Raw genomic sequence first — 19,279 nt, 5'->3', positions numbered from 1 at the left:
ACTGGCCGTTCGCTGTTAGCTTCCGTTCACCGAAAAAAAGCGACCAGCTAACAGCTCAAAAATGAGGTTTCTCCCCCTGCTACTGCGGATTCTGGCCGGCCTGGTGCTGGTCGTGCTGCTGCTGGCGGGGGCCGGGCTGTGGGCGCTGCAGTCGGAGTGGGGCCACCAGCGGGCAACCAAGCTGGTACGCCAGCGGCTGGCCGCCCACTCCGACCTGGTGCTGGCGCCGTTGCAGCTCGAGTACTCGCTGCTGCGCGATTTTCCTTACCTGACCGCCTCGCTGCACCACCTGTCGCTCACCGATACATCGGCGCGGCGGGCCGTGAAGGTGCTGCGCGTGGGCCGGGCCGATATGCGCCTGGCCCTGCGCCCGCTCTGGCACGGCCGCTTCGTTGTGCAGCGCCTGACGCTGCACAACGCCGAGTTCCGACAGCTCACCGACTCGGCCGGCCACGACTGGGGCCTGCGGGGCCGTGGGCCGCACCGCGCCCAACCCCAGCTGCCCCCCGATTTCGACCTCGATTCGCTGATTATCGTGAACCTGCGCGTTTCGGACCGCAACGAGCTGCACAACAGCGGCTTTGGGGCGCGGGTGGCGCACGGGCGGCTGGCGGTGCGCACCCGCGGGGGCGTGGCCCGGGTGCGGGGCCGGCTGGTGGGCCGGCTCAACTACCTGCGCAGCAGCCGCAGCCTTATTTTCTCGCACGAAGATGTGGTGGCCCAGGTACGCTACGGCTACAATTTCAGCCGGCGCGAGGGCACCTTCCGGCGCACCCGGGCCACGCTCAGCGGCGACACTGTGCACATCAGCGGCACGCACCGCGGCGCCGGACCGGGCGAGCCCCGCGGCGCCCGCCTGAACCTGCACTTCAGGGGCTACCAGCCGCTGCTGAAGGTGCTACGGGTGGCGCTGCCCAACAACCTGGAGCGGTTTCTGGAAGGCACCACCAGCCCCAGCCACGCCCGCATCGCCTACACCATCCGGGGGCTGAGCGGGCCCACGGTGCGGCCGCGCACCGTGCTGCGCTTCGAGCTGCGCAACGCCCAGGTGCAGTGGCCCGACCCCGACCGCCGCATCCGCCGCTGGGATGCCCGCGGCGTGTTCGACAACGGGCCGGGCCACAACGCCCGCACCACCTACCTCACCTTCGAGCAGTGCCGCATCTACTCGACGGCCGGCCAGCTCGACGCCCAACTTACGGTGCGCGACTTCACCAAACCCCGGGTGCAGGGCCGGGTGCGGGGCCGCACCGAGCTGCAGACGCTGGCTTCGGTGGTGGTGCCCGACCTGTGGCGCGCCCGCAGCGGCGAGACCGCCCTCGATTTGGAGCTGGATGGCTGGCTGCCCAACTTCCGGCCCCGGCAACCCGGGCCGGGCCGCCGGCCGCTGCGCCTGCCCGTGTCAGTAAAAGGCACCGTTAGCCTGGAAAACGCGTTTTTTGATATACCCAACCGGCAGGCCCAGATGCGCGCGCTCAACGTGCGGGTCCGGCTGAACGACAGCGTCTGGCAGCTGGAAAACCTCACCGGCCAGCTCAACGGCATGCACCTGCAGGCCAACGCCACCATCACCAACCTGCTGGCCTACGTGAGCGGGCAGCACCCCACTACCCACATCAGCGGCACGCTGAGCGTGGATGAGCTACGCCTGCCCGAGCTGCGGCGGCTGCTGGCCGCCCCACACCACCGCGCCGGCTCGCCCCGGCCGGCCACCGCCGACCCCGCCCAGGCCGCCGATATGCTCACCATTCTGCCCGACGGCCTGCGGCTGGATGGTGTGCGCCTGCGCTGCGCCCGGCTGGTGCTGGCCGGCGATACGCTGCGCGAGCTGGCCGCCACTGTGCACCACGACGGCCACCGCATTGCGTTGCGCGAGCTGCGGGTGCGGGTGTGGGACGGGCAGCTGGGCGGGCAGGCCAGCTGGTCGACCGACCCGTCGGGGCCCGAGCCGGTGCAGGTGGGCCTGACGGTGCAGCTGCCCAGCCTGAACTACGGGCGGCTGCTGGCCCGCATTTCGCGCCCGCCGCGCCGCCCACCGGGCCAGGGCAACACCGACCCTACACTGCGCGAGATTCTGCTGGCCACCAGCGGCCGCATCGATGTGGCTATCGGCGAGCTGCAGCTTAGTGCCGGCAGCAGCCTGCAGCAGCTCCGGTTCCATGTCGACAAAACGGGTCCTGATTTTCAGATTCCCGACCTCACCTTCCGCACCAGCACCGGCGGGCGGGGCCGCATCCGGGCCCAGGCGGCGCTGGCGGGCATCCACCTGGCCCGCGCCCGCGCCACCGTCGACCTGCACTACGAAACGCTCGACGTGCAGCGGTTTCTGCAGCTGCTCGCCGATCTGGGCTCGGTGCCGCCGCCGCCCGACCGCGCCCAGGCCCGGTTGCCCGATACCGGCCGGCGGCCGGGGCGGCTGCCTCGCGGCCCGCGGCCCGGCCGCCCGGCCCGCCCGGCGTCGCCGTTTCTGGATGGCACCATTACGGGCCAGGTGAACGTAACGGCCGAGCGCATGCACTACGGCGTGCTGCAGGGAACCGACTTTACGCTGCGCAGCACCCTCGAAGCCGGCCTGGCGCGGCTCGAAACCTGCTCGGTGCAGGCCTTCGGGGGCGAGCTGGTTTTGCGCGGGGTGCTGCGAACCGACTCGGGGGCCAGCCACCACCCCCTGCGGGCGCACATGCAGCTGCGCAACGTGGAGCTGCCCCAGCTGTTTGCCCTGGCCACCCCGCTGGGCCTCGATGTGCTGGGCCCCGATAACGTGCGCGGCCGCATGCAGGCCGACGCCACCATCCGCACCGACCTCGACCAGACCTTCCTGCCCCGCTTGGCCAGCACCCGCGCCCTGGTGCAGACCGATATTCTCAACCTGGAGCTGCTGGAAGTGGATGCGCTGATGCAGGCACTGCGCATGCTGAGCCCGCGCCGCACCGGCCACCTCTACTTCGAGCCGGTGCAGGCCGATTTCCTGCTCGATAAGGGCCAGCTGCTGATTCCGGGCCTCAACCTGAGCAGCAACCTGACCGATATGCAGGTAACGGGCGAGTACGGCCTCGACGGTCGCGCCGACCTGTACGTGGGCCTGAGTCCGCTGCAAACCCTGTTCGGCAACAACCGCAAGCGCATCGAGCGAATCCGGAGCGGCGAGGCCACCGAGCGGCGCAGCCGGGGCCTCATCTACCTGCAACTGCACCGCCAGCCCGGCAGCCGCTACAAGGTGCTCCTCTTCAAAAAGCAGCAGCAGCGCCAGCAGCAGGCCGAAGTCCAGGACAAATACCAGCGCCTGCTCCGCTTCTTTGCGGATTGAGGTGGAAGTGAGAGGTGGAGCGTCATTCAGAGCGCAGCGAAGAATCTCGCAATGAGTTCACGCGAGCTTCTTCGCTGCGCTCTGAATGACGCTCCACCTCTCTACCCCTCTCCCAGCGGCAGGGTGAGGGTGAATTCGGTGAAACGGCCCTCCTCCGATACGACGGCCAGCGTGCCGCCGTGGCATTTGGTGATGATGTCGTGGGCCAGCGAGAGGCCCAGGCCGGTGCCTTCGCCCACGGGCTTGGTAGTGAAGAAGGGCTGGAAGATGCGCTGCTGCACGGCGGGGCTCATGCCGGTGCCGTTGTCGCGCACCCGCACCTGCACCTGGCCGGCCAGCAGCGTGGTGCTTACCTGCAGCTCGGGCACGTAGCCGGGCCCCGCCAGCGCGGCCTGGCCGGCCAGCGCGTACAGGGCGTTGGTGAACAGGTTGAGCAGCACCCGCTCGACCTCGGGTACCAGCAGCGGCACCAGCGGCAGGTCCTCGGCCAGCACGGGGTGCAGCACATTGGCGGGCAGCAGCAAAGCCGTATCGGGGCGGCCCTCGTAGGCCAGGCGCAGCTGCCGGGCCACCAGGGCATTGAGGTCGGTGGGCTCGGCGGCGGCGGCGCCGGTGCGGGCGTGGGCCAGCATGCTGCTGATAATAGACGAGGCCCGCTGCCCGTGCTGGCTGATTTCGTGCAGATTGCGCCGCAGCCCGCTCATGATTTCCTGCCCCAATTCGTCGGGAGCATCAGCACCGGGGCCGCCCGCTCCTACTGCCCCGGCCGTTTCCTGCTCCAGCAGTTCGTTGCTGACCGAGGCCAGCCGGTTCATGAAGTTGAGCGGGTTCTGCAGCTCGTGGGCAATGCCGGCCGACAACTCGCCCACGAAGGCCCACTTCTCGGCCGCCACCAGCTGGCGTTGCGTAGCCACCAGCTCTTCCTGCTGACGGCTCAGGCGCTCGTAGGCGCGCTTTTTCTGGCGGTAGTTGCGGCCCAGCACCACGCTCAGGCCCGTCACCAGTAGCAACCCGCCTATCGAGCCGCCCAGCAGCCACTGCTGCTGCTGGTTCTGCTGGCGCACCAGGGTGGTAGTGCGCGTCAGCTCGCCGATGCGGTTTTGCTGCTGCCGCAGCTCGAAGCCGTACTGCAGGGCCGCCGTGCGCCGGATCAGGGCACGGCTGCTAAGGCTGTCGTCGTAGGCGGCAAAGAGGCGGTGGTAGCGGTAGGCATCGGCGAAGCGGCCCAGCCGGGCGCTGGCTTCGGACAGCACCCGGCTGCCGTCGCGGATATCCTCCTTCACGCCCCGCTCCTGACTGGCCCGCAGGCCCGGCCGGCCGTAGTAAATGGCGCTGTCGGGGCGGCGCAGGCGCAGCTGGGCGCGGGCCATTACCAGATCGACCAGCGGCAGGTAGCCCACCACATCGAGGCGGCGCAGTTCGGCGCGGGCCTGGCGGGCGTAGCGCAAGGCCTCGGCCGGCCGGCCCTGGCGCTCGGCCATGTCGGCAATGTACACTTCGAGCACCATGCGGCCGGGGTTGTCGCCGAGGCGGCGGGCCAGCGCGGCGCCTTCGGTGTAGTAGTGGCGGGCCTGCGTCCACTGGCCCTGGGCCTGGTACAGGTCGCCGAGGCCGCGCAGGCTCTGGGCCACGCCGCCCAGGTCGTTGGTTCGCCGGGCCAGGGCGCGGCTCTGCTCCAGGTAAGCCAGCGCCTGCCCAAATTCGCTCAACTGGGTACTGATGAAGCCGAGCTGGGCGTTGGTGAGCACCAGCCATTTGCTGTCGCGCAGCTTTTCGGCCTGCGTGAGGCCCTGCTGGGCGCTGGCCAGCGCGCGGGTGTAGTTGCCCTGCCCGAAGTAGATGTAGCCCAGGTTGTAGCCGGCCGCAATCAGGTTATACGAGTCGTGGTGCTGCCGGAAAAGGCGCTCGGCCTGCCGGGTAAAGGCCAGCGCCGGCGCGTACTCGTTGCGCTTGCGGTAGTAGAAGCCCAGCCCCAGCCAGGCCTTGGCCTGCCCCGGCGCGTAGCCCAGGCGCGTCGCCAGCGCGGCCGCCTCCTCGAAGCGGGTGCGCGAGAGGCGCGGGTCGGAGGAACGCAGCTGGAAGGCCAGCTCGTTGAGCTGCTGCACCCGCACGGTATCGGCGGCGGGCGGCGGCGCGGGGGTGCTGGCCCGTAGCGGCGCCAACGGTAGCAGCAGCCCCAGCAGCGTGAGCAGCAACGCCCGGCCCAGGCCGGCTTTTCGAAGAATTAGAAGTACATCAGCCATATAACGCCGCTAAGATATTGGCTGGCCGGTTAAGGTGCGGCCGGACGGCCCGGGTATCCGGGGGCGGGTATTCGTTCGGGTATGCGCCGGGGCGGTTGGGAGCGGTTGGGGAGGCTAGAACCCTTTGGGCAGGTCGATGCCCCGGATGGTGCGGAACAAGCTCAGCGCGTTCTGGTCGGTGAGGCCGCCGATGTAGTCGGTGAGCAGGATGATTTGCTCGTAGGCGCCCGCGTCCTGCTGGGGGCCGGTGGCCCGGAACTGCCCGGGCAGCAGCTGGCGCAGCTTGCGCGAGCGGGCACTGTCGTGGGGGTCGAAGGTGGCGGCCAAGAAGGCATCGAGCAGGCCGCCGAGCACCTCGAAGCCAGCGGCTTCAATTTCCAGCACCGGCCGGCTCTGGTAGAGGTGCTCCACCGTGAGGCGATGCACCTCCTGCAACTGCTCCCAGCAGTCGAGCTGGCGCACCAGGGGCTCGTCGAGGTGGCCGCGCAGCAGCTCGGGGGCGCGGTCGGCGAAGCGGCGGGCAGTTTGCTGCACGAGCTGGTTGATGAGGCGGGCGCGCAGGTAGCCCAGTTCCTCGCGCCAGTCGCGCCACTGCACCGAGCCGCGGCGGGTGGGCGCGTCGCCGAGCATGTCGCGCAGCAGCGCCAGGCCTTTATCGCACGGAATCAGCCCCAGCTTGAGGCCGTCTTCGAAGTCGATGATGCGGTAGCAGATGTCGTCGGCGGCCTCGACCAGAAACGCCAGCGGGTGGCGGTGGTAGAAGCCGGCCGCCTCCGAACCGGCCGGCTTGGGCAACAGGCCTAACTCGCGGGCCACCTCCTCGAACCGCCCGGCTTCGGTCTGGAAGTAGCCGTATTTCTTCTCGCTGATGCTCTGGGTAAGGGCCTGTTCGGGCACCACCGAGGCGCGCGGGTACTTGCTGAACGCGCCCAGCGTGGCGTACGTCAGGCCCAGTCCGGCCGAGCCGCTGCTATGGGCCGCGTAGGTGTGGGTAAGCACCCGAAAACCGGCCGCGTTGCCCTCGAAATGCTGCAAATCGGCCCGCTGGGCCTCGCTCAGCATGCGCACAAACGGCTCGGCGGCGGGGCTGCGGAAGTAGGCCGAAATAGCATCTTCGCCCGAGTGGCCGAAGGGCGGGTTGCCGATGTCGTGGGCCAGGCAGGCGGCGGCCACGATGTCGCCGAAGTCGGCGTCGAGGTGGGGCAGTTCGTCGGCCAGGCCGGGGGTTTCTTCGAGCAGCAGCCGGCCCCCGAGGCGGCCGAGCGAGCGGCCCACGCAGGCCGTTTCGAGCGAGTGGGTGAGGCGGGTGTGCACGAAGTCGGTTTCGGGCAGCGGCATGACCTGGGTTTTGCGCTGCAACCGCCGAAACGCCGAACTGAACACCACCCGGTCGTAGTCGGCCACGAAGGCCCCGCGCACCGGCGCGGCCTCGCTCACGACGTGTAGCTGGGGCTGCTCGGGGTAGCGGCGGCGGCTCAGCAGCTGGCCCCAGCGCATGGTGGGGGCGTTTTCGTCGGGAGGCGTGAGGTGGAGCATGGTGTTGGTTTTGAGCGGCAAGCCGCAAGCTACAAGCTGCAAGTTGATTTTCGAACAGCAGCTTGTAGCTTGTGGCTTGCCGCTCAACTCCGCTCCTCCCCCATCCGGCCCAACAACCGCACGGTGGCGTAGCCGAGCAGCAGAAACAGGCCGTAGAGCAGCGTTACGCCCCAGGTACCGAGGTAGGCGCGCGGGTGGAGCAGGCGGTTTAGGATATCGTAGAACAGGCTGATGGGATTGGTAAGCACGTCCCAGCTGTTGAAGCGCAGGTAGCGGCCCAGGTAGATGCCGAAGCTGCTCAGCAGCAGCGCCAAGGTGGCAAAGCCCCAGCCGGCCAGCCCGCCCAGCCGGCGCGTCACGAGCTGCTGTATGTCGAGCAGCGAGGCGTAGGCCAGCATCAGCCCGTTCCAGGCGCAGCTCAGAATCAGGGCCAGATCGTACCAGTAGGGCACGCCGGGGCGCGGGTGCAGGTGGAACAGGTCGGTGAGGATGTAGGGCGCGTTGGGAAAGAACAGCAGCCAGGCCGCGCCCACCGGCAGCAGCACCCGCAGCCGCAGCCGCCCGGCGGCCAGCCCCAGCATAGTGCTCAGCCCGAACGGCACGAGGGCCAGAAACAGGTTCCAGAGCAGGAATACGAAGGTAATCTGGCGCGTGAGCAGCACCCGGCCGGTAATCAGGGCCACGCTCAGGGCCAGCGAGAGGCCCAGCAGCAGCAGCAGATGCAGGCGCCGTTGCAGCTGGGCCTGGGAGAATGTGCTAACCGACATCGACATAGCCGCAAATACGGAAATTCCGGCCGCCGGGGTCATCCGCTACACCCTACGCAGTCATAGCATCCCTACCAATAAGCAACCAGTACTGCGGTCTATTAAGGCACCAGCGCGGCCGTTTGAACCCATAACGTGGCGAATCGAACCCATAACGCGTACCGATAAAACCATAACGCGGACCGATGAAGCTATAACGTGGCAAATCGAACCTACCACGCGGTAAATCGAACCCGCAACGCGACCTACCGAACCCATAACGTGGCTAATTGAACGCGTTACGTGAGGATTTGGGGGCGGAGCGTGGCCCGCACTACGGCTGCTGCTGCTCCACGATGCCGCCGGCGGCCCAGCGCAGGGTGGCCTGGGTCTGGGCGTACTTGGTCTGCAGCGCGGCCAGCTTCTGGCGGGCCTCCAGCAGCTTGGCCTCGCGCGCGTTGAGCAGGAACACCGAGCTTTCGCCGTTTTCGAAGCGGGTTTGCTCGCCGCCCAGCAGGCGCTCGGCATTGGCTACCACCTGCTGCTGCAAGGCCAACTGCTCGCGCAGGGCGGCCCGACTGTTGGCCACGGTAAGCACGCCGGTTTCGATTTCGCGGGCGGCCTGTTGCAGGCCCAGCTCGGCGTCCTGCTGCTTGAGGCGGTTGAGCTGCAGCTTGGCCCGCTCCTGGCGCAGCAGCAGCGGGTAGGCAAAGCTCACGCCCAGCTTGTAGTTGTTGGTCAGGTAGCTGCCGCGCAGGCTGGCCGGCGTTTCGGGGCCGAAGGGCTGGCCGGCTTGCAGCAGGTTGTAGTCGAGGTTGAGCTTGGGCAGCAGCTTGTTGCGCAGCAGCCGGTTTTCCACCGAAAGTTGCAGCAGCTTGGCGCGGCTTTTCTGGAGTTCCGGATGAATCTGTTGGGCCAGGGCCGTGAGGGCGGCCAGCGAGTCGGGAGGCAGGGTGCGCCAGTCGGCGGGGCCGGGCAGCGGCTGGGGGCGGGCGGTGGCGGGCAGGTTCAGGGGCTGCTGCTGCGCATTCCAGAGGTAGTTGCTCAGCAGCAGCGTGGCGTTCTGGAATTCCAGCTGGGCCTGGCTGAGCTCGGCCTGGCGCTTTTGCAGCTCGCCCAGCGCCTCCACCGAGTCGATGGCCGCTAAATCGCCCAGCCGCACGCGCTGGCGCACGGCCCGGAAGCGCACGTCGCCCAGCCGCAGGTTCTGCCGATTCAGCTCCAGCTGGCGGTAGGTCAGCGTCCAGTCCCAGTAGTCTTTGGCGGCTTGCAGCAGCAGCTTGTTCAGGGCCCCGCGGCGCTCGGCTTCGGCCAGGCCCTGCAACGCCTGGGCCTGGCGCACGGCGGCCCGGCGCTCGTCAATCAGCAGGCCCTGGGCCAGCGGCACACTCAGGCCCACATAGCTCAGGCCGGCCGGCGCGGTGTAGTTTTCGGGGTTGACGTACTGGCCCGTACCCCGCTCGTAGCCCGCCTTCACCTCGAAGCCGTACCACACCGGCACCCGTAGCTGGGTGTCCCAGTCGTGGAAATATTCCTGGCCCTTGAGCGTTTTGCCGGAGTATTTGCTCGTGGCGCTGGGGTCGAACAGGCCGCGGGCGTAGCGCACTTCCTGGCGGGCGCGCTCGGGCAGCAGCCCCGCCTGCCGGGCCACCGGGTGCCGCAGCGCCACGTAGCTCAGCAGGTCGCTCAGCCCGAACACCCGCCCCACCGAATCGGCGGTCGGCGCCGGGCCCGCCAGCGGCGCCTGGGCCCGAACCTGGCCGGGCATAGCCGCCAGCCAGATCAGCAATAGCAGAAGAATGATTCGGAGGGGCATAGGAAATGATGCTACTACTGAATAACCGGCCGTGGCGGTGGCCGCTTACTGTTCTTCCTCGGTCGTTTTATCGGCTTTCTTAGCTGGTTTGGCCTTGCCGGACTGTTCGGCGGGCGAGCCTACGAAGTCGGCGGGGAAGCCGTTGAGCTGCCGCCAGAGCTCGTACCAGATGGGCACATCGTCGAGCAGGGCCCAGCCGTACACGCCGGAACCTACGCGCAGCGGCTCGGGCCAGGGCTCCAGGTCGTGGTCGGGCGTTACCAGCACCCGGTACTGGCCCTGCGAGTCCACGTTGTCGATAACGGCCACCCGGCCGCCGAAGGTGCCGAAGCTCGTACCGGGCCAGCCGCTGAACACCAGCGCCGGCCAGCCATCGAATTGCAGGCGCACCTTGCGGCCCACGCTCAGCAGCGGAATATCCATGGGCTGCACGTACAGCTCGGCGGCCAGCTCGGGCGCGATGGGCGTCACCGTCAGCACCGGCTCGCCCTCCTTCACCATCTCGCCCAGGCCCTGCTTGAGGGCCCGCACCACGTAGCCGTCCTGGGGCGCCCGGATGGCGTAGTAGCCGGCCCGGATGCGCAGGTTGGCCAGCTCGGTGCGCAGCTTGGCAATCTGGCCCTCCGAGTCGAACTGATAGGCCACGGCCGAGCGCCGGTCCGACTCCGACTTGGCAATCTTGTCCTGGTATTCGGCCTGCAACGAGCTGAGCTCCAGCTCGGCGTTGGTGAGCTCCTGGCGGGCGGCCCCGAGCTTGTTGTCGGCTTCCTGGCGCTTGGCGGTGCTTTCCTGGAACTTGAGGCGGCGCTGCTCCAGCTCGGTGAGGCTTTTCAGGCCCTGCTTATAGAGCTCCTCCTGGCGGTCGAGCTGGCGGCGGGCAATGGCGAAGTCGTTTTCGGCGGCCCGCAGCCCGGCTTCCTCCGAGCTGACTTTCAGCCGGTTCTGGGTCACTTTGTTGCGGGCCTTGTCGAGGCTCACGGCCAGGCCGGCGCGCAGGGCCTGCTGCTGGTTGCCGAGGGCCACGGTTTTGCCCTTGTTCTGCTCCAGGGCCGCAATCTTGGCTTCCAGCTGCTCGCGGGTGCGGGCCAGCAGCTCGGGGTCGAAGTACTTGTCCTTGATTTCGCTGATTTCGATCAGCGTATCGCCTTGCTTTACCCGCTGGCCCTCGCGCACGTGCCAGCCCACAATGCGGCCGGCAATGGTGCTGGGCACCTGCTGGGGCCGGTCCTGGGGCCGCAGGGTGGTCAGGCGGCCGGTCGAGCGGATGTTCTGGGTCCAGGGCAGAAAGCCGGCGCCAATCGTGAGCACGCCCAGCACGGCCAGCCAGCGGGCCAGCACCCGCCCCGTGCGCGGCGTCTGCACCCGCCGGAACGAGTGGAAACCGGCCGTCAGCGGGTTGGTTTCTTCCAGAGGATGTTCGGCGAAAGGCATTTTTTGGGGTGATGGGGTGATGGGGTGAGCAGGTGATGGGGTGAGCAGGTGATGGGGTAATGGGGTAGATAGGTGAACCTGCCCTTCACCCCATTACCGCCGCGAAGTCGCCTTCCTTTACTATGCGGCCCTCCTGGAGCAGGGCCAGGCGGTGGCAGAGGCGCAGCGTGTCGGGCTCGTGGCTGGCCAGCAGCACCGTCCAGGGCATGTCGGGGGCCAGCAGGCGGCGCAAGATGCGGTGGCGCTCGGCGCGCTCCACGCTCAGCAGCGGGTTGTCGAGCAGCAGCAGGCGGGGGCGGCTAACCAGGGCGCGGGCCAGCAGCAGCTTCTGGCGGGCGCTGTCGGAAAAGGGCGTGCCCACCCCGACGGGCGTGTTCAGGCCCTGGGGGCGGGCGTACAGCTCGTCGCGCAGGCCCACCAGCTCCAGGGCCCAGGCCACATCGTCGGGCCCGATGCCGGGTTGGTTGAGGGTCAGGTTCTGGAGCAGGCTGCCCTCGAACAGGCCCCGGTGCGAGATGTTGTCGGCCAACTCGTTGCTCAGGCTGCCGGCAGTTAAATCGCGCAGCGCCAGGCCGTCGTAGGCCACCATGCCGGTGTAGTCGGCGAGCAGGCCGGCCAGCACGCTCAGCAGCGTGCTTTTGCCCGAGCCGTCGGGCCCGGCCAGGCCCAGCGTGTGGCCCGCCGTTACGCTAAACGACACCTTTTGGAGGGTGGGCTGCTCGTTGCCGGGGTAGCGGTAGCTCAGCTCGCGCACTTCTACCCGCAGGCCGGCGGGCGGGGTGGCGGCCGGCAGCGTGAGGGTGCCGGTGGTAGCCGGCAGCAGCGGCAAATCGAGCACGTGGCCGATTTTGTCGAGCGAGGTCAGCGCGTCGTACACCACATCAATCTTGAGCAGCACCTTTTCCATGGCCGTGATGATGAGGATAATCACGATTTCGGCGGCCACGAACTGGCCGATGTTGAGCTGCTTGCTGATCAGCAGCCAGCAGCCGATAATGAGCAAAGCGGCCGTAATAAGGCTTTTGAAGGCCACGAAGCCCCAGAACTGGGTGATGAGCACCCGGAAGTGGCGTTGGCGGGCCGTCAGGTAACCGTCCACCAGCTCGTCGGTGCGGCTCAGGGCCAGCTGCTGGCGCGGGGCGTGGCGGAAGGTGTTCACGGTGCGGGCCACGTCTTCGAGCCAGGCCACCACCCGGTATTTGTACTTCGATTCTTCCAGGCTGCTGTCGAGGCCGCCGGGGCCGGTCAGGCGGATGAGCAGGGCCAGCAGCCCAATCAGCAGCAGGCCGAACACGATGAAAACCGGGTGATAAAAGGAGAGCAGCAGCAGGCCGAACAGGATTTGCAGGGCCGCGGCCGAAAACTCAATCAGCAGCGTGGAAAGGCCCTTTTGCAGGGTGGGCACGTCGAGCAGCCGGTTCATCAACTCGGGCAGGTACTGGCCGTCGAGGGCCTCGGTGCGCACCCGGGGCAGGCGCACGGCAAAATCGAAGCTGATGCGCGCAAACAGCCGCTGCTGCACAAACTCGACCAGGTACAGCTGCATCACCTGCAAGGCCCCCACCCCAAACGTGCCCAGCACAATAAAGCTGATGAGCACGACCAGCGAGGTGCTCACGTCGCCGCTGCTCACAAAGCCAATCACCGACTGCACGCCCAGCGGCAGCGTCAGGCTGATGAGGCCGGTCAGGGCCGCGTAGATGTAGAGGTAGGTGATGTCGCGCCGCTCGGCGTGCAGCAGCTGCAAGAGGCGCCGGACAGGCGTGAGCGAAGAAGCGGCGTTGGCCATAGGGCAGGAATTCGGATTAACTCAGTGGTAAACCGCGCCTGCCCCCTTGGCCGAGGGCTTAGCGCAGCGCCCCGAAGGCCAGGGTTTCGAGGAAGCGGTAACGGTCCTGCTCCTGGCTGGCGGGGTTTTGGGCGTCGGTGAGGCCCGGCAGGTGGCGGGCGAAAAAGTGCTGCTTGCGGGCGGCCTCCACCAGCGTGCTCACCAGCGCCCGCGGGAAGGGGTAGGCGGGCGCCAGCTCCGTCACGACTTCGGCCACCTCGGCCACCAGCCGCTTGTGCTCGCGGAACAGGCCCGCCCGGTTGTCCTCGTCTACGTCGCGGGTGAGGTAGGCCTTGGAGGCCTCGTTGACCACGATGCGGTAGAGGGCAGCCTCGTCGAGCGGGGTGGTGGCGGGGTCGTCGTGGTGGGCGCGGCAGAGGATGCCCAGAATCAGGCGCAGGCGCTGGGCCGCATCGGGCACGTTGTGGGTATGGAAATGGATCTGGTAGCGCAGCCAGGCCCAGTACCACGACACGAGGTAAACCAGCAGCCGGTGCTTGTTTTCGAAGTAGCGGTAGAGCGAGGCCTCGGTCGATTCCATGCGCTGGGCCAGCTTTTTGAAGGTAAACTGCTCCAGCCCGATTTCATCAATCAGCTGCACGCTTTCGGCAATCAGCCGACGGCCCAGCTCCGTGTCCTGGGGGTCGCGCAGGTAAAGTCGTTCATTCAGGTCGATGCGTAGGGGGTTCATAGTCGGAATCAATAGAGGCGAGACTTCACCCGTTAATAGTAATACTAACCAGGTGGCGCAAAATAATGCTATCCGGGCAGGAGCCGGCGGCCTTTCTTCCCTTTGAAACCTACGACAAAGGTACCTGGCCCAGCCAGGCCCAAACTTAAGATAGCGTTAAATCGAGCTTAAATTCGGATTAAAAAGGGGCCTTACGTTGCACCCCACCCCCTAGCCCCACCCCGCTTTATGCGCGGCATCCTCCGGGAGAGGGGGAACTAGTTTCTAGCTCTTTGTTTAGGTTTAGAAAGTTAAAAGCTAGTTCCCCCTCTCCCGGAGGATGCCGCGCATAAAGCGGGGTGGGGCTAGGGGGTGGGGTGCCGCGTCGGCCCAACTACTCGCCCTGCCCCAGCGAGAAAGCCCGCTGGCCATCCATGAGGTAGAGGTTTTCGGTTTTAATAACCAGGAGGCCGGCTTCGGTGAGGCGCCGCTGCAAATCGAGAATCTGGCCGAACTCTACGGGCGTGTAGCCGACCTGGGTGGCCGTGGTGGCCGTGGCGTTGGCGGCCACGAAGCGGCAGCGCCAGTGGTCGGTGCAGAACGTTTCGGGGTGGCCGTCGGGGTACACTTTCACGCCGCGGTTGGTGATGAGCTTGAGCTTGAGCTCGGGGCCCGCCAGCCGGGCCAGCTGCTCGCCCAGCTCGTTGGGGTTGAAGCCGCTCCAGCACAAAAACAAATCGGAGCCTACCAGCTGCTGCTCCACTACGGGCCGCTCGTAAGCGGAGGCTACCGGCTTAGCGGCGGGGGCGCCCGCGGGGGCCGTGGCCGCCTTGAAGGGCGCCAGCTGCCGGGGCGTGCGGCCCAGGCGCTCAATTACGGCGTCGGCAAAGCCCGCGGTGCTTGCTTTGGCGGTGCTGGTTTCGGGGCGGTAGATGTCGGCCGTGTGGATGCCGTCTTCGAGGGCGCACAGCCAGGCGTTGTGCACGCGGGCGGCCACCTCGTGCTGGCCCAGGTGCACGAGCATGAGCACGGCCGCCTGCAACAGGCCCGAGGGGTTGGCAATGCCCTTACCGGCAATATCGGGGGCCGAGCCGTGGATGGCCTCGAACAGGGCCCCGTGGTCGCCGATGTTGGAAGAGCCGGCTAGGCCCACCGAGCCGGCAATCTGGGCCACCACATCCGAAATAATGTCGCCGTACAGGTTCAGCGTCACGATTACGTCGTAGCGCTCGGGCGTGTCGGCCAGCCGGGCTGTGCCGATATCGATAATCTGGTGGTCCTGCCCCAGGTCGGGGTACTCCTGGCCGATTTCCATGAACACCCGGTGAAACAGCCCGTCGGTGAGCTTCATGATGTTGTCCTTGGTCATGCAGGTCACGTGCTGGCGGCCGTGCTGGCGGGCGTACTCGAAGGCGTAGCGCACGATTTTCTCGCAGCCGGGCCGGCTCACCAGTTTCAGGCACTGCACCACTTCGGGCGTCTGCTGGTGCTCGATGCCGGCGTACAGGTCCTCCTCGTTTTCGCGCACAATCACGATGTCGAGGTCGGGGTGGCGGGTGAACACGGCCGGGTACAGCGAGCGGGTGGGCCGCACGTTGGCGTACAAGCCCAGGGTTTTGCGCAGCGTCACGTTCAGGCTTTTGTAGCCCCCGCCCAGCGGCGTGGTAATAGGCGCCTTCAGCAGCACGCCGGTGCGGGCCAGCGAATCCCAGGCCTCCGGACCGATGCCCGAGGCGTGGCCCGCCAGGTACACCTGCTCGCCCACCTCAATGAACTCCGGCGCAATGGCCGCCCCCGCCGCTTCGAGAATCCGCAGTGTCTGGGTCATGATTTCGGGGCCGATACCGTCGCCGACGGCTACTGTAATGGGGGTTTTGGTGGGCTGCATACTATAAAGAGAAGTGGAGGATGAAGGCCGAACCGGTTTCGGTTCGGCGCACAAACATACAACTGCTTTCATAAATAATAGCAATACTATCAACCATGAAAGCAACAAACATTTCTAACTAATTCGCCCTTACTCAAACGAGTGGCCGGGCGGCGAACTTGCCCGGTTTAGCATCCCGGCCGCAACTCCTTACCTTTGCCGGGCGGGCCGCGCTGGTGGTGGCTCCGTAGTTTTATCTGCTCTTCCCTGGCTTTTTTTGGTCTATGAGGCTATCTACCCTCCTGCCCCTGGTGCTGCTCTACGCGGGCCTGACTGCTGCCCCGCCGTTGCGGGCCCAGTCCCGGCCGGCCCCTAAACCAGCCGGCCCGGCCGCCCCGGCTCCACCGCGGGCCCGGGCCGCCACGCCGGCGGCGGCCGCGGTGGTAGCTAGTCCCGACCAGGATTTGCACTACAAAAACGGCAAGCTGCTGGTGGAGCGCGGCTCCTACGCGCTGGCCATGCAGGAGCTGGAGCCCCTCACGCTGCCGGCCGCCAAGTTTGCGCGGGCCCCCGAGGCGGCCTACCTCTACGCCGTGGCCGCCAGCCGGCTGAAAAAGTGGGCCGAAGCCGAGCAGATGCTCAACCTGGTGCGCAACCGCTACCCCAACTGGGCCGGCCTGCCCGAAGCCTTTTTCCTGCAAGGCCAGATTTCGTTTGAGCAGCAGGACTACGCCAATGCCCTGGCCGTGCTGGGCCAGTTGCCGGCCGGCACGCTGGCCGCCGAGCGGGCCAACATGGAAGCTGCCTACCTGCCCCGCATCGGCGAAAAAGCCGTATTCCAGGGCCTCGTAAAAGACTTTCCGCAGGATGCAGCCCTGGGCCGGGCCTACGCCGACAAGCTGATAAGCGGCGGCTGGTACACCAGCGCCGACCAGGCCCAGCTCGACCAGCTCGTCAGCCGCTTCAAGCTCGACCGCAACGCGTATACCCCGCGGCTGGGCGGCACCAAAAAAAGCAGCTACAACATCGGGGTGCTGCTGCCCTTTGAGTTCAACGATACGAGCTGGGAGAAGCGCCGCCGCAACCAGTTCGTTACCGATCTGTACGCCGGCCTGCGCCTGGCCCAGGACTCGCTCCAGCGGGCCGGCCGGCCGGTGCAGCTTTTCGCCTACGACACCGGCGCCGACACCGTGCAGCTCAAGCAGGTGCTCACGCTGCCCGAGCTGGCCGGCATGGACCTGATTATTGGGCCGGTTTATAAGTCGGGCTCCAAGATTCTGGCCCAGTACGCCCAGCAGCACCAGATTGCGGTAGTTAACCCACTTTCGCAGGATGGCAGCCTGGTTCTCGACAACGCCTGGCACTACCTGTTCGAGCCCAGCACCACCACCCAGGCCCGGCAGGCGGCCCAGTTTGCCTACACTCGCCTCGGCGGCCCGCGCACGGCCGTGGTGCTCTACGAAGACACCAACGACGAAACCGCCTTCGGCCTGGCCTACAAGCAGGCCTACGAGGCGCTGGGCGGCAAGGTGCTCCAGCTACGCCGCATCAAGTCCGACGACGAAACCTCGCTGGCCGCCGGCTTCGGGGGCATCGACCTGAAGACCATCGGCCACCTGGTGGTGGCGTCCGACAACCCCAAGGCCGGCGTGTTCACGCTTTCGGCGTTGCGGGTGCAGAACGCCAAGCCGCCGCTTATCACCTACGCCTCCTGGCTCGACAACAACCGCCTCAGCCTGGGCGAGCTGGACTCGCGCGGCATCTACTTCATCCATCCCAAGTACCTCGACCGCAACAACGCCGGGGTACGGCGGGTGCGCCAGCTCTACACCCAGCAGCTCAACCTGCCGCCCTCGGTGTTTGCCTACACCGGCTTCGAGCTGCTCTACTTCTTCGGCAGCCAGCTGCACCAGAACGGCCCCTCTTTCCAGCAGCCACTGGCCGGCAGCGGGCCGGTATCGGGGGCCGTGTTCCAGGGCATCGGCTACCCCGATGGCGCCCACGACAACCAGTACGTACCCATCACCAAGCTCGAACGGCTGGAGGTGGAAGTGCTGAACCCGGTAGGCTTCCGGTAGGTTGTTTAGTATTGAGTGCTGGCTATCCAACTAACTCACATTGCGGACTAAAGCTAGAGCTATTATTAGCTCCCCTCCTTGGAAAATGTCGCGCATCGAGCGAGTGTGGGGTGGGGGTGGTTGACAATCGTTGAACATCAATTAGAAACTAGAGCTAACAATTGTTCTGCTGTCATCAACCACCCCCACCCCCTCCTTTCCTAGGAGGGGAGCTAATAATAGCTCTAGCTCTAGTCCGCAATGTGAGTTAGTTGGATAGCCGTTACCCTAATGTCAACTCGAACAGTCCGATTTTAACCTGCTTTTACTTTTCTCATGTCTCAAGACTCAATACTTAACACCAAGGCTGCCCTCGACCTTTCCACCTCCGACCAGCTTTTCACCCGCGCCCAGCACCACATTCCGGGCGGCGTAAACTCGCCGGTGCGGGCCTTCCGGGCCGTGGGCGGGCATCCGGTGTTCATGCAGTCGGCCAAGGGGGCCTGGCTGACGGATGTGGACGGCAATAAGTACCTCGACTTCATCAATTCCTGGGGCCCGATGATTCTGGGCCACGCTCCCGATATCGTGGTGGACGCCGTGCGCAAAGCCGCTGGCGACTCGCTGTCGTTCGGGGCGCCCACCCGCCGCGAGGTGGAAATGGCCGAGCTGATCAAGAAAATGGTGCCCAGCATCGAGAAGGTGCGGTTGGTGAATTCGGGCACCGAGGCCACCATGTCGGCCATCCGGGTGGCGCGGGGCTACACGGGGCGCGACAAAATCATCAAGTTCGAGGGCTGCTATCACGGCCATGGCGACTCGTTTCTGATTGCGGCCGGCTCGGGCGCCCTCACGCTGGGCGCCCCCGATTCGCCCGGCGTTACGCAGGGCGTGGCCCTGGACACCCTCACCGCCCCCTACAACGACCTGGAAGCCACCGAGCGGCTGATTCTGGCCAACGAAGGCCAGGTAGCGGCCCTGATTCTGGAGCCGGTGGTGGGCAACATGGGCCTCGTGGCCCCGGCCGAGGGCTACTTGCAGGGCCTGCGCGAGCTGTGCACCCAGCATGGCATCGTGCTCATTTTTGATGAGGTGATGACCGGTTTCCGCCTCGCCCGCGGCGGCGCCCAGGAGCTGTTCGGTGTAACGCCCGACATGACCACGCTCGGCAAAATTATCGGCGGCGGCATGCCCGTGGGTGCCTACGGCGGCCGCCAGGACATCATGGACCAGGTGGCGCCCGCCGGCAAGGTGTACCAGGCCGGCACGCTTTCGGGCAACCCCATCGCCACCGCCGCCGGCATTGCCCAGCTCACGTATTTGCAGGAGCATCCCGAACTCTACACCGAGCTGGACCGCATCACGGCCCGCCTGGCCGACGGCACCCGCCAGATTTGCGCCGACCTTGGCCTGAACTACACCGTCAACCGCGTGGGCTCGATGTTCAGCGTCTTCTTCACCGACCAGCCCGTGCGCAACCTCGACGAGGCCAAAACTTCCGACACCGAGGCGTTCGGCCGCTACTTCCGGGCCATGCTCAATCGCGGCATCTACCTGGCCCCGGCCCTCTACGAAGCCCTGTTCATCAGCACTTCCATGACCGACGAGCTGGTAGACCAATACCTGACCGCCTGCCGCGAATCGATGATCGAAGCGCACGGACTGTAGGAATTCGTTTTTCGTTACGTAAAAGAACGTCATTCTTCGCTCCGCTCAGAATGACGTTCTTTTACGTAACAACTAATCACGAAAACCCCGACCTTTGCGCGAACTAACCG

Annotated in this window: 11 protein-coding genes; 3 read left to right on the top strand and 8 right to left on the bottom strand. The window is 66.5% G+C overall.

Annotated features, from left to right (window positions below):
* Window positions 1-61 precede the first annotated feature (61 nt).
* Window positions 62-3,307: an AsmA-like C-terminal region-containing protein gene (locus BMY67_RS16855; protein WP_092773837.1), complete on the top strand. Its 3,246-nt coding sequence runs from the start codon at window positions 62-64 to the stop codon at window positions 3,305-3,307.
* A 101-nt stretch (window positions 3,308-3,408) separates the two neighbouring features.
* On the opposite strand, the gene BMY67_RS16850 is transcribed toward BMY67_RS16855, so the two are convergent.
* The 8 genes from BMY67_RS16850 to BMY67_RS16815 all read right to left on the bottom strand — a co-directional run bounded on the left by BMY67_RS16850 (window position 3,409) and on the right by BMY67_RS16815 (window position 15,465).
* Window positions 3,409-5,550 carry a tetratricopeptide repeat-containing sensor histidine kinase gene (locus BMY67_RS16850; RefSeq protein ID WP_092773835.1) on the bottom strand — a complete coding sequence of 714 codons (2,142 nt, stop codon included), beginning with the start codon at window positions 5,548-5,550 and terminating at the stop codon, window positions 3,409-3,411.
* A 114-nt stretch (window positions 5,551-5,664) separates the two neighbouring features.
* Window positions 5,665-7,086, bottom strand: a complete 1,422-nt coding sequence (gene dgt, locus BMY67_RS16845; RefSeq protein ID WP_092773898.1) for a dGTP triphosphohydrolase — start codon at window positions 7,084-7,086, stop codon at window positions 5,665-5,667.
* 83 nt (window positions 7,087-7,169) lie between these two features.
* Window positions 7,170-7,859 (bottom strand): DUF1361 domain-containing protein, encoded by a 690-nt coding sequence (locus tag BMY67_RS16840; RefSeq protein WP_177189898.1) that lies wholly within the window; start codon window positions 7,857-7,859, stop codon window positions 7,170-7,172.
* Window positions 7,860-8,166: 307 nt separating this feature from the next.
* Window positions 8,167-9,648: a TolC family protein gene (locus BMY67_RS16835; protein WP_092773831.1), complete on the bottom strand. Its 1,482-nt coding sequence runs from the start codon at window positions 9,646-9,648 to the stop codon at window positions 8,167-8,169.
* A 45-nt stretch (window positions 9,649-9,693) separates the two neighbouring features.
* A complete protein-coding gene (locus BMY67_RS16830; protein ID WP_092773829.1) occupies window positions 9,694-11,079 on the bottom strand; it encodes an HlyD family secretion protein in 1,386 nt (461 codons plus the stop codon).
* Window positions 11,080-11,164: 85 nt separating this feature from the next.
* Window positions 11,165-12,868, bottom strand: coding sequence for a peptidase domain-containing ABC transporter (locus tag BMY67_RS16825; RefSeq protein WP_092773827.1), 1,704 nt, complete (start codon window positions 12,866-12,868; stop codon window positions 11,165-11,167).
* Between the two features lie 58 nt (window positions 12,869-12,926).
* Entirely contained in the window at window positions 12,927-13,598 is a 672-nt protein-coding gene (locus tag BMY67_RS16820; RefSeq protein WP_092773825.1) for a TetR/AcrR family transcriptional regulator, read from the bottom strand.
* Window positions 13,599-13,971: 373 nt separating this feature from the next.
* Complete coding sequence (locus tag BMY67_RS16815; protein WP_092773823.1) at window positions 13,972-15,465, bottom strand: NADP-dependent isocitrate dehydrogenase; 1,494 nt, start codon at window positions 15,463-15,465, stop codon at window positions 13,972-13,974.
* A gap of 263 nt (window positions 15,466-15,728) precedes the next feature.
* On the opposite strand from BMY67_RS16815, the gene BMY67_RS16810 reads away from it, so the two are divergent.
* Window positions 15,729-17,522: an ABC transporter substrate-binding protein gene (locus BMY67_RS16810; protein ID WP_092773821.1), complete on the top strand. Its 1,794-nt coding sequence runs from the start codon at window positions 15,729-15,731 to the stop codon at window positions 17,520-17,522.
* Window positions 17,523-17,837: 315 nt separating this feature from the next.
* Window positions 17,838-19,169: a glutamate-1-semialdehyde 2,1-aminomutase gene (gene hemL / locus BMY67_RS16805; RefSeq protein WP_092773819.1), complete on the top strand. Its 1,332-nt coding sequence runs from the start codon at window positions 17,838-17,840 to the stop codon at window positions 19,167-19,169.
* Window positions 19,170-19,279: the final 110 nt, after the last annotated feature.

Source organism: Hymenobacter actinosclerus (assembly GCF_900111515.1).
In the GTDB taxonomy this organism is placed as follows: domain Bacteria; phylum Bacteroidota; class Bacteroidia; order Cytophagales; family Hymenobacteraceae; genus Hymenobacter; species Hymenobacter actinosclerus.
This window is presented reverse-complemented; position numbering and strand designations above follow the sequence as displayed.

Coding starts and splice junctions, on each gene's coding strand:
- BMY67_RS16855 (WP_092773837.1), top strand. CDS start 62: ATGAGGTTTCTCCCCCTGCTACTGCGGATTCTGGCCGGCCTGGTGCTG.
- BMY67_RS16850 (WP_092773835.1), bottom strand. CDS start 5,550: ATGGCTGATGTACTTCTAATTCTTCGAAAAGCCGGCCTGGGCCGGGCG.
- dgt (WP_092773898.1), bottom strand. CDS start 7,086: ATGCTCCACCTCACGCCTCCCGACGAAAACGCCCCCACCATGCGCTGG.
- BMY67_RS16840 (WP_177189898.1), bottom strand. CDS start 7,859: ATGTCGATGTCGGTTAGCACATTCTCCCAGGCCCAGCTGCAACGGCGC.
- BMY67_RS16835 (WP_092773831.1), bottom strand. CDS start 9,648: ATGCCCCTCCGAATCATTCTTCTGCTATTGCTGATCTGGCTGGCGGCT.
- BMY67_RS16830 (WP_092773829.1), bottom strand. CDS start 11,079: ATGCCTTTCGCCGAACATCCTCTGGAAGAAACCAACCCGCTGACGGCC.
- BMY67_RS16825 (WP_092773827.1), bottom strand. CDS start 12,868: ATGGCCAACGCCGCTTCTTCGCTCACGCCTGTCCGGCGCCTCTTGCAG.
- BMY67_RS16820 (WP_092773825.1), bottom strand. CDS start 13,598: ATGAACCCCCTACGCATCGACCTGAATGAACGACTTTACCTGCGCGAC.
- BMY67_RS16815 (WP_092773823.1), bottom strand. CDS start 15,465: ATGCAGCCCACCAAAACCCCCATTACAGTAGCCGTCGGCGACGGTATC.
- BMY67_RS16810 (WP_092773821.1), top strand. CDS start 15,729: ATGAGGCTATCTACCCTCCTGCCCCTGGTGCTGCTCTACGCGGGCCTG.
- hemL (WP_092773819.1), top strand. CDS start 17,838: ATGTCTCAAGACTCAATACTTAACACCAAGGCTGCCCTCGACCTTTCC.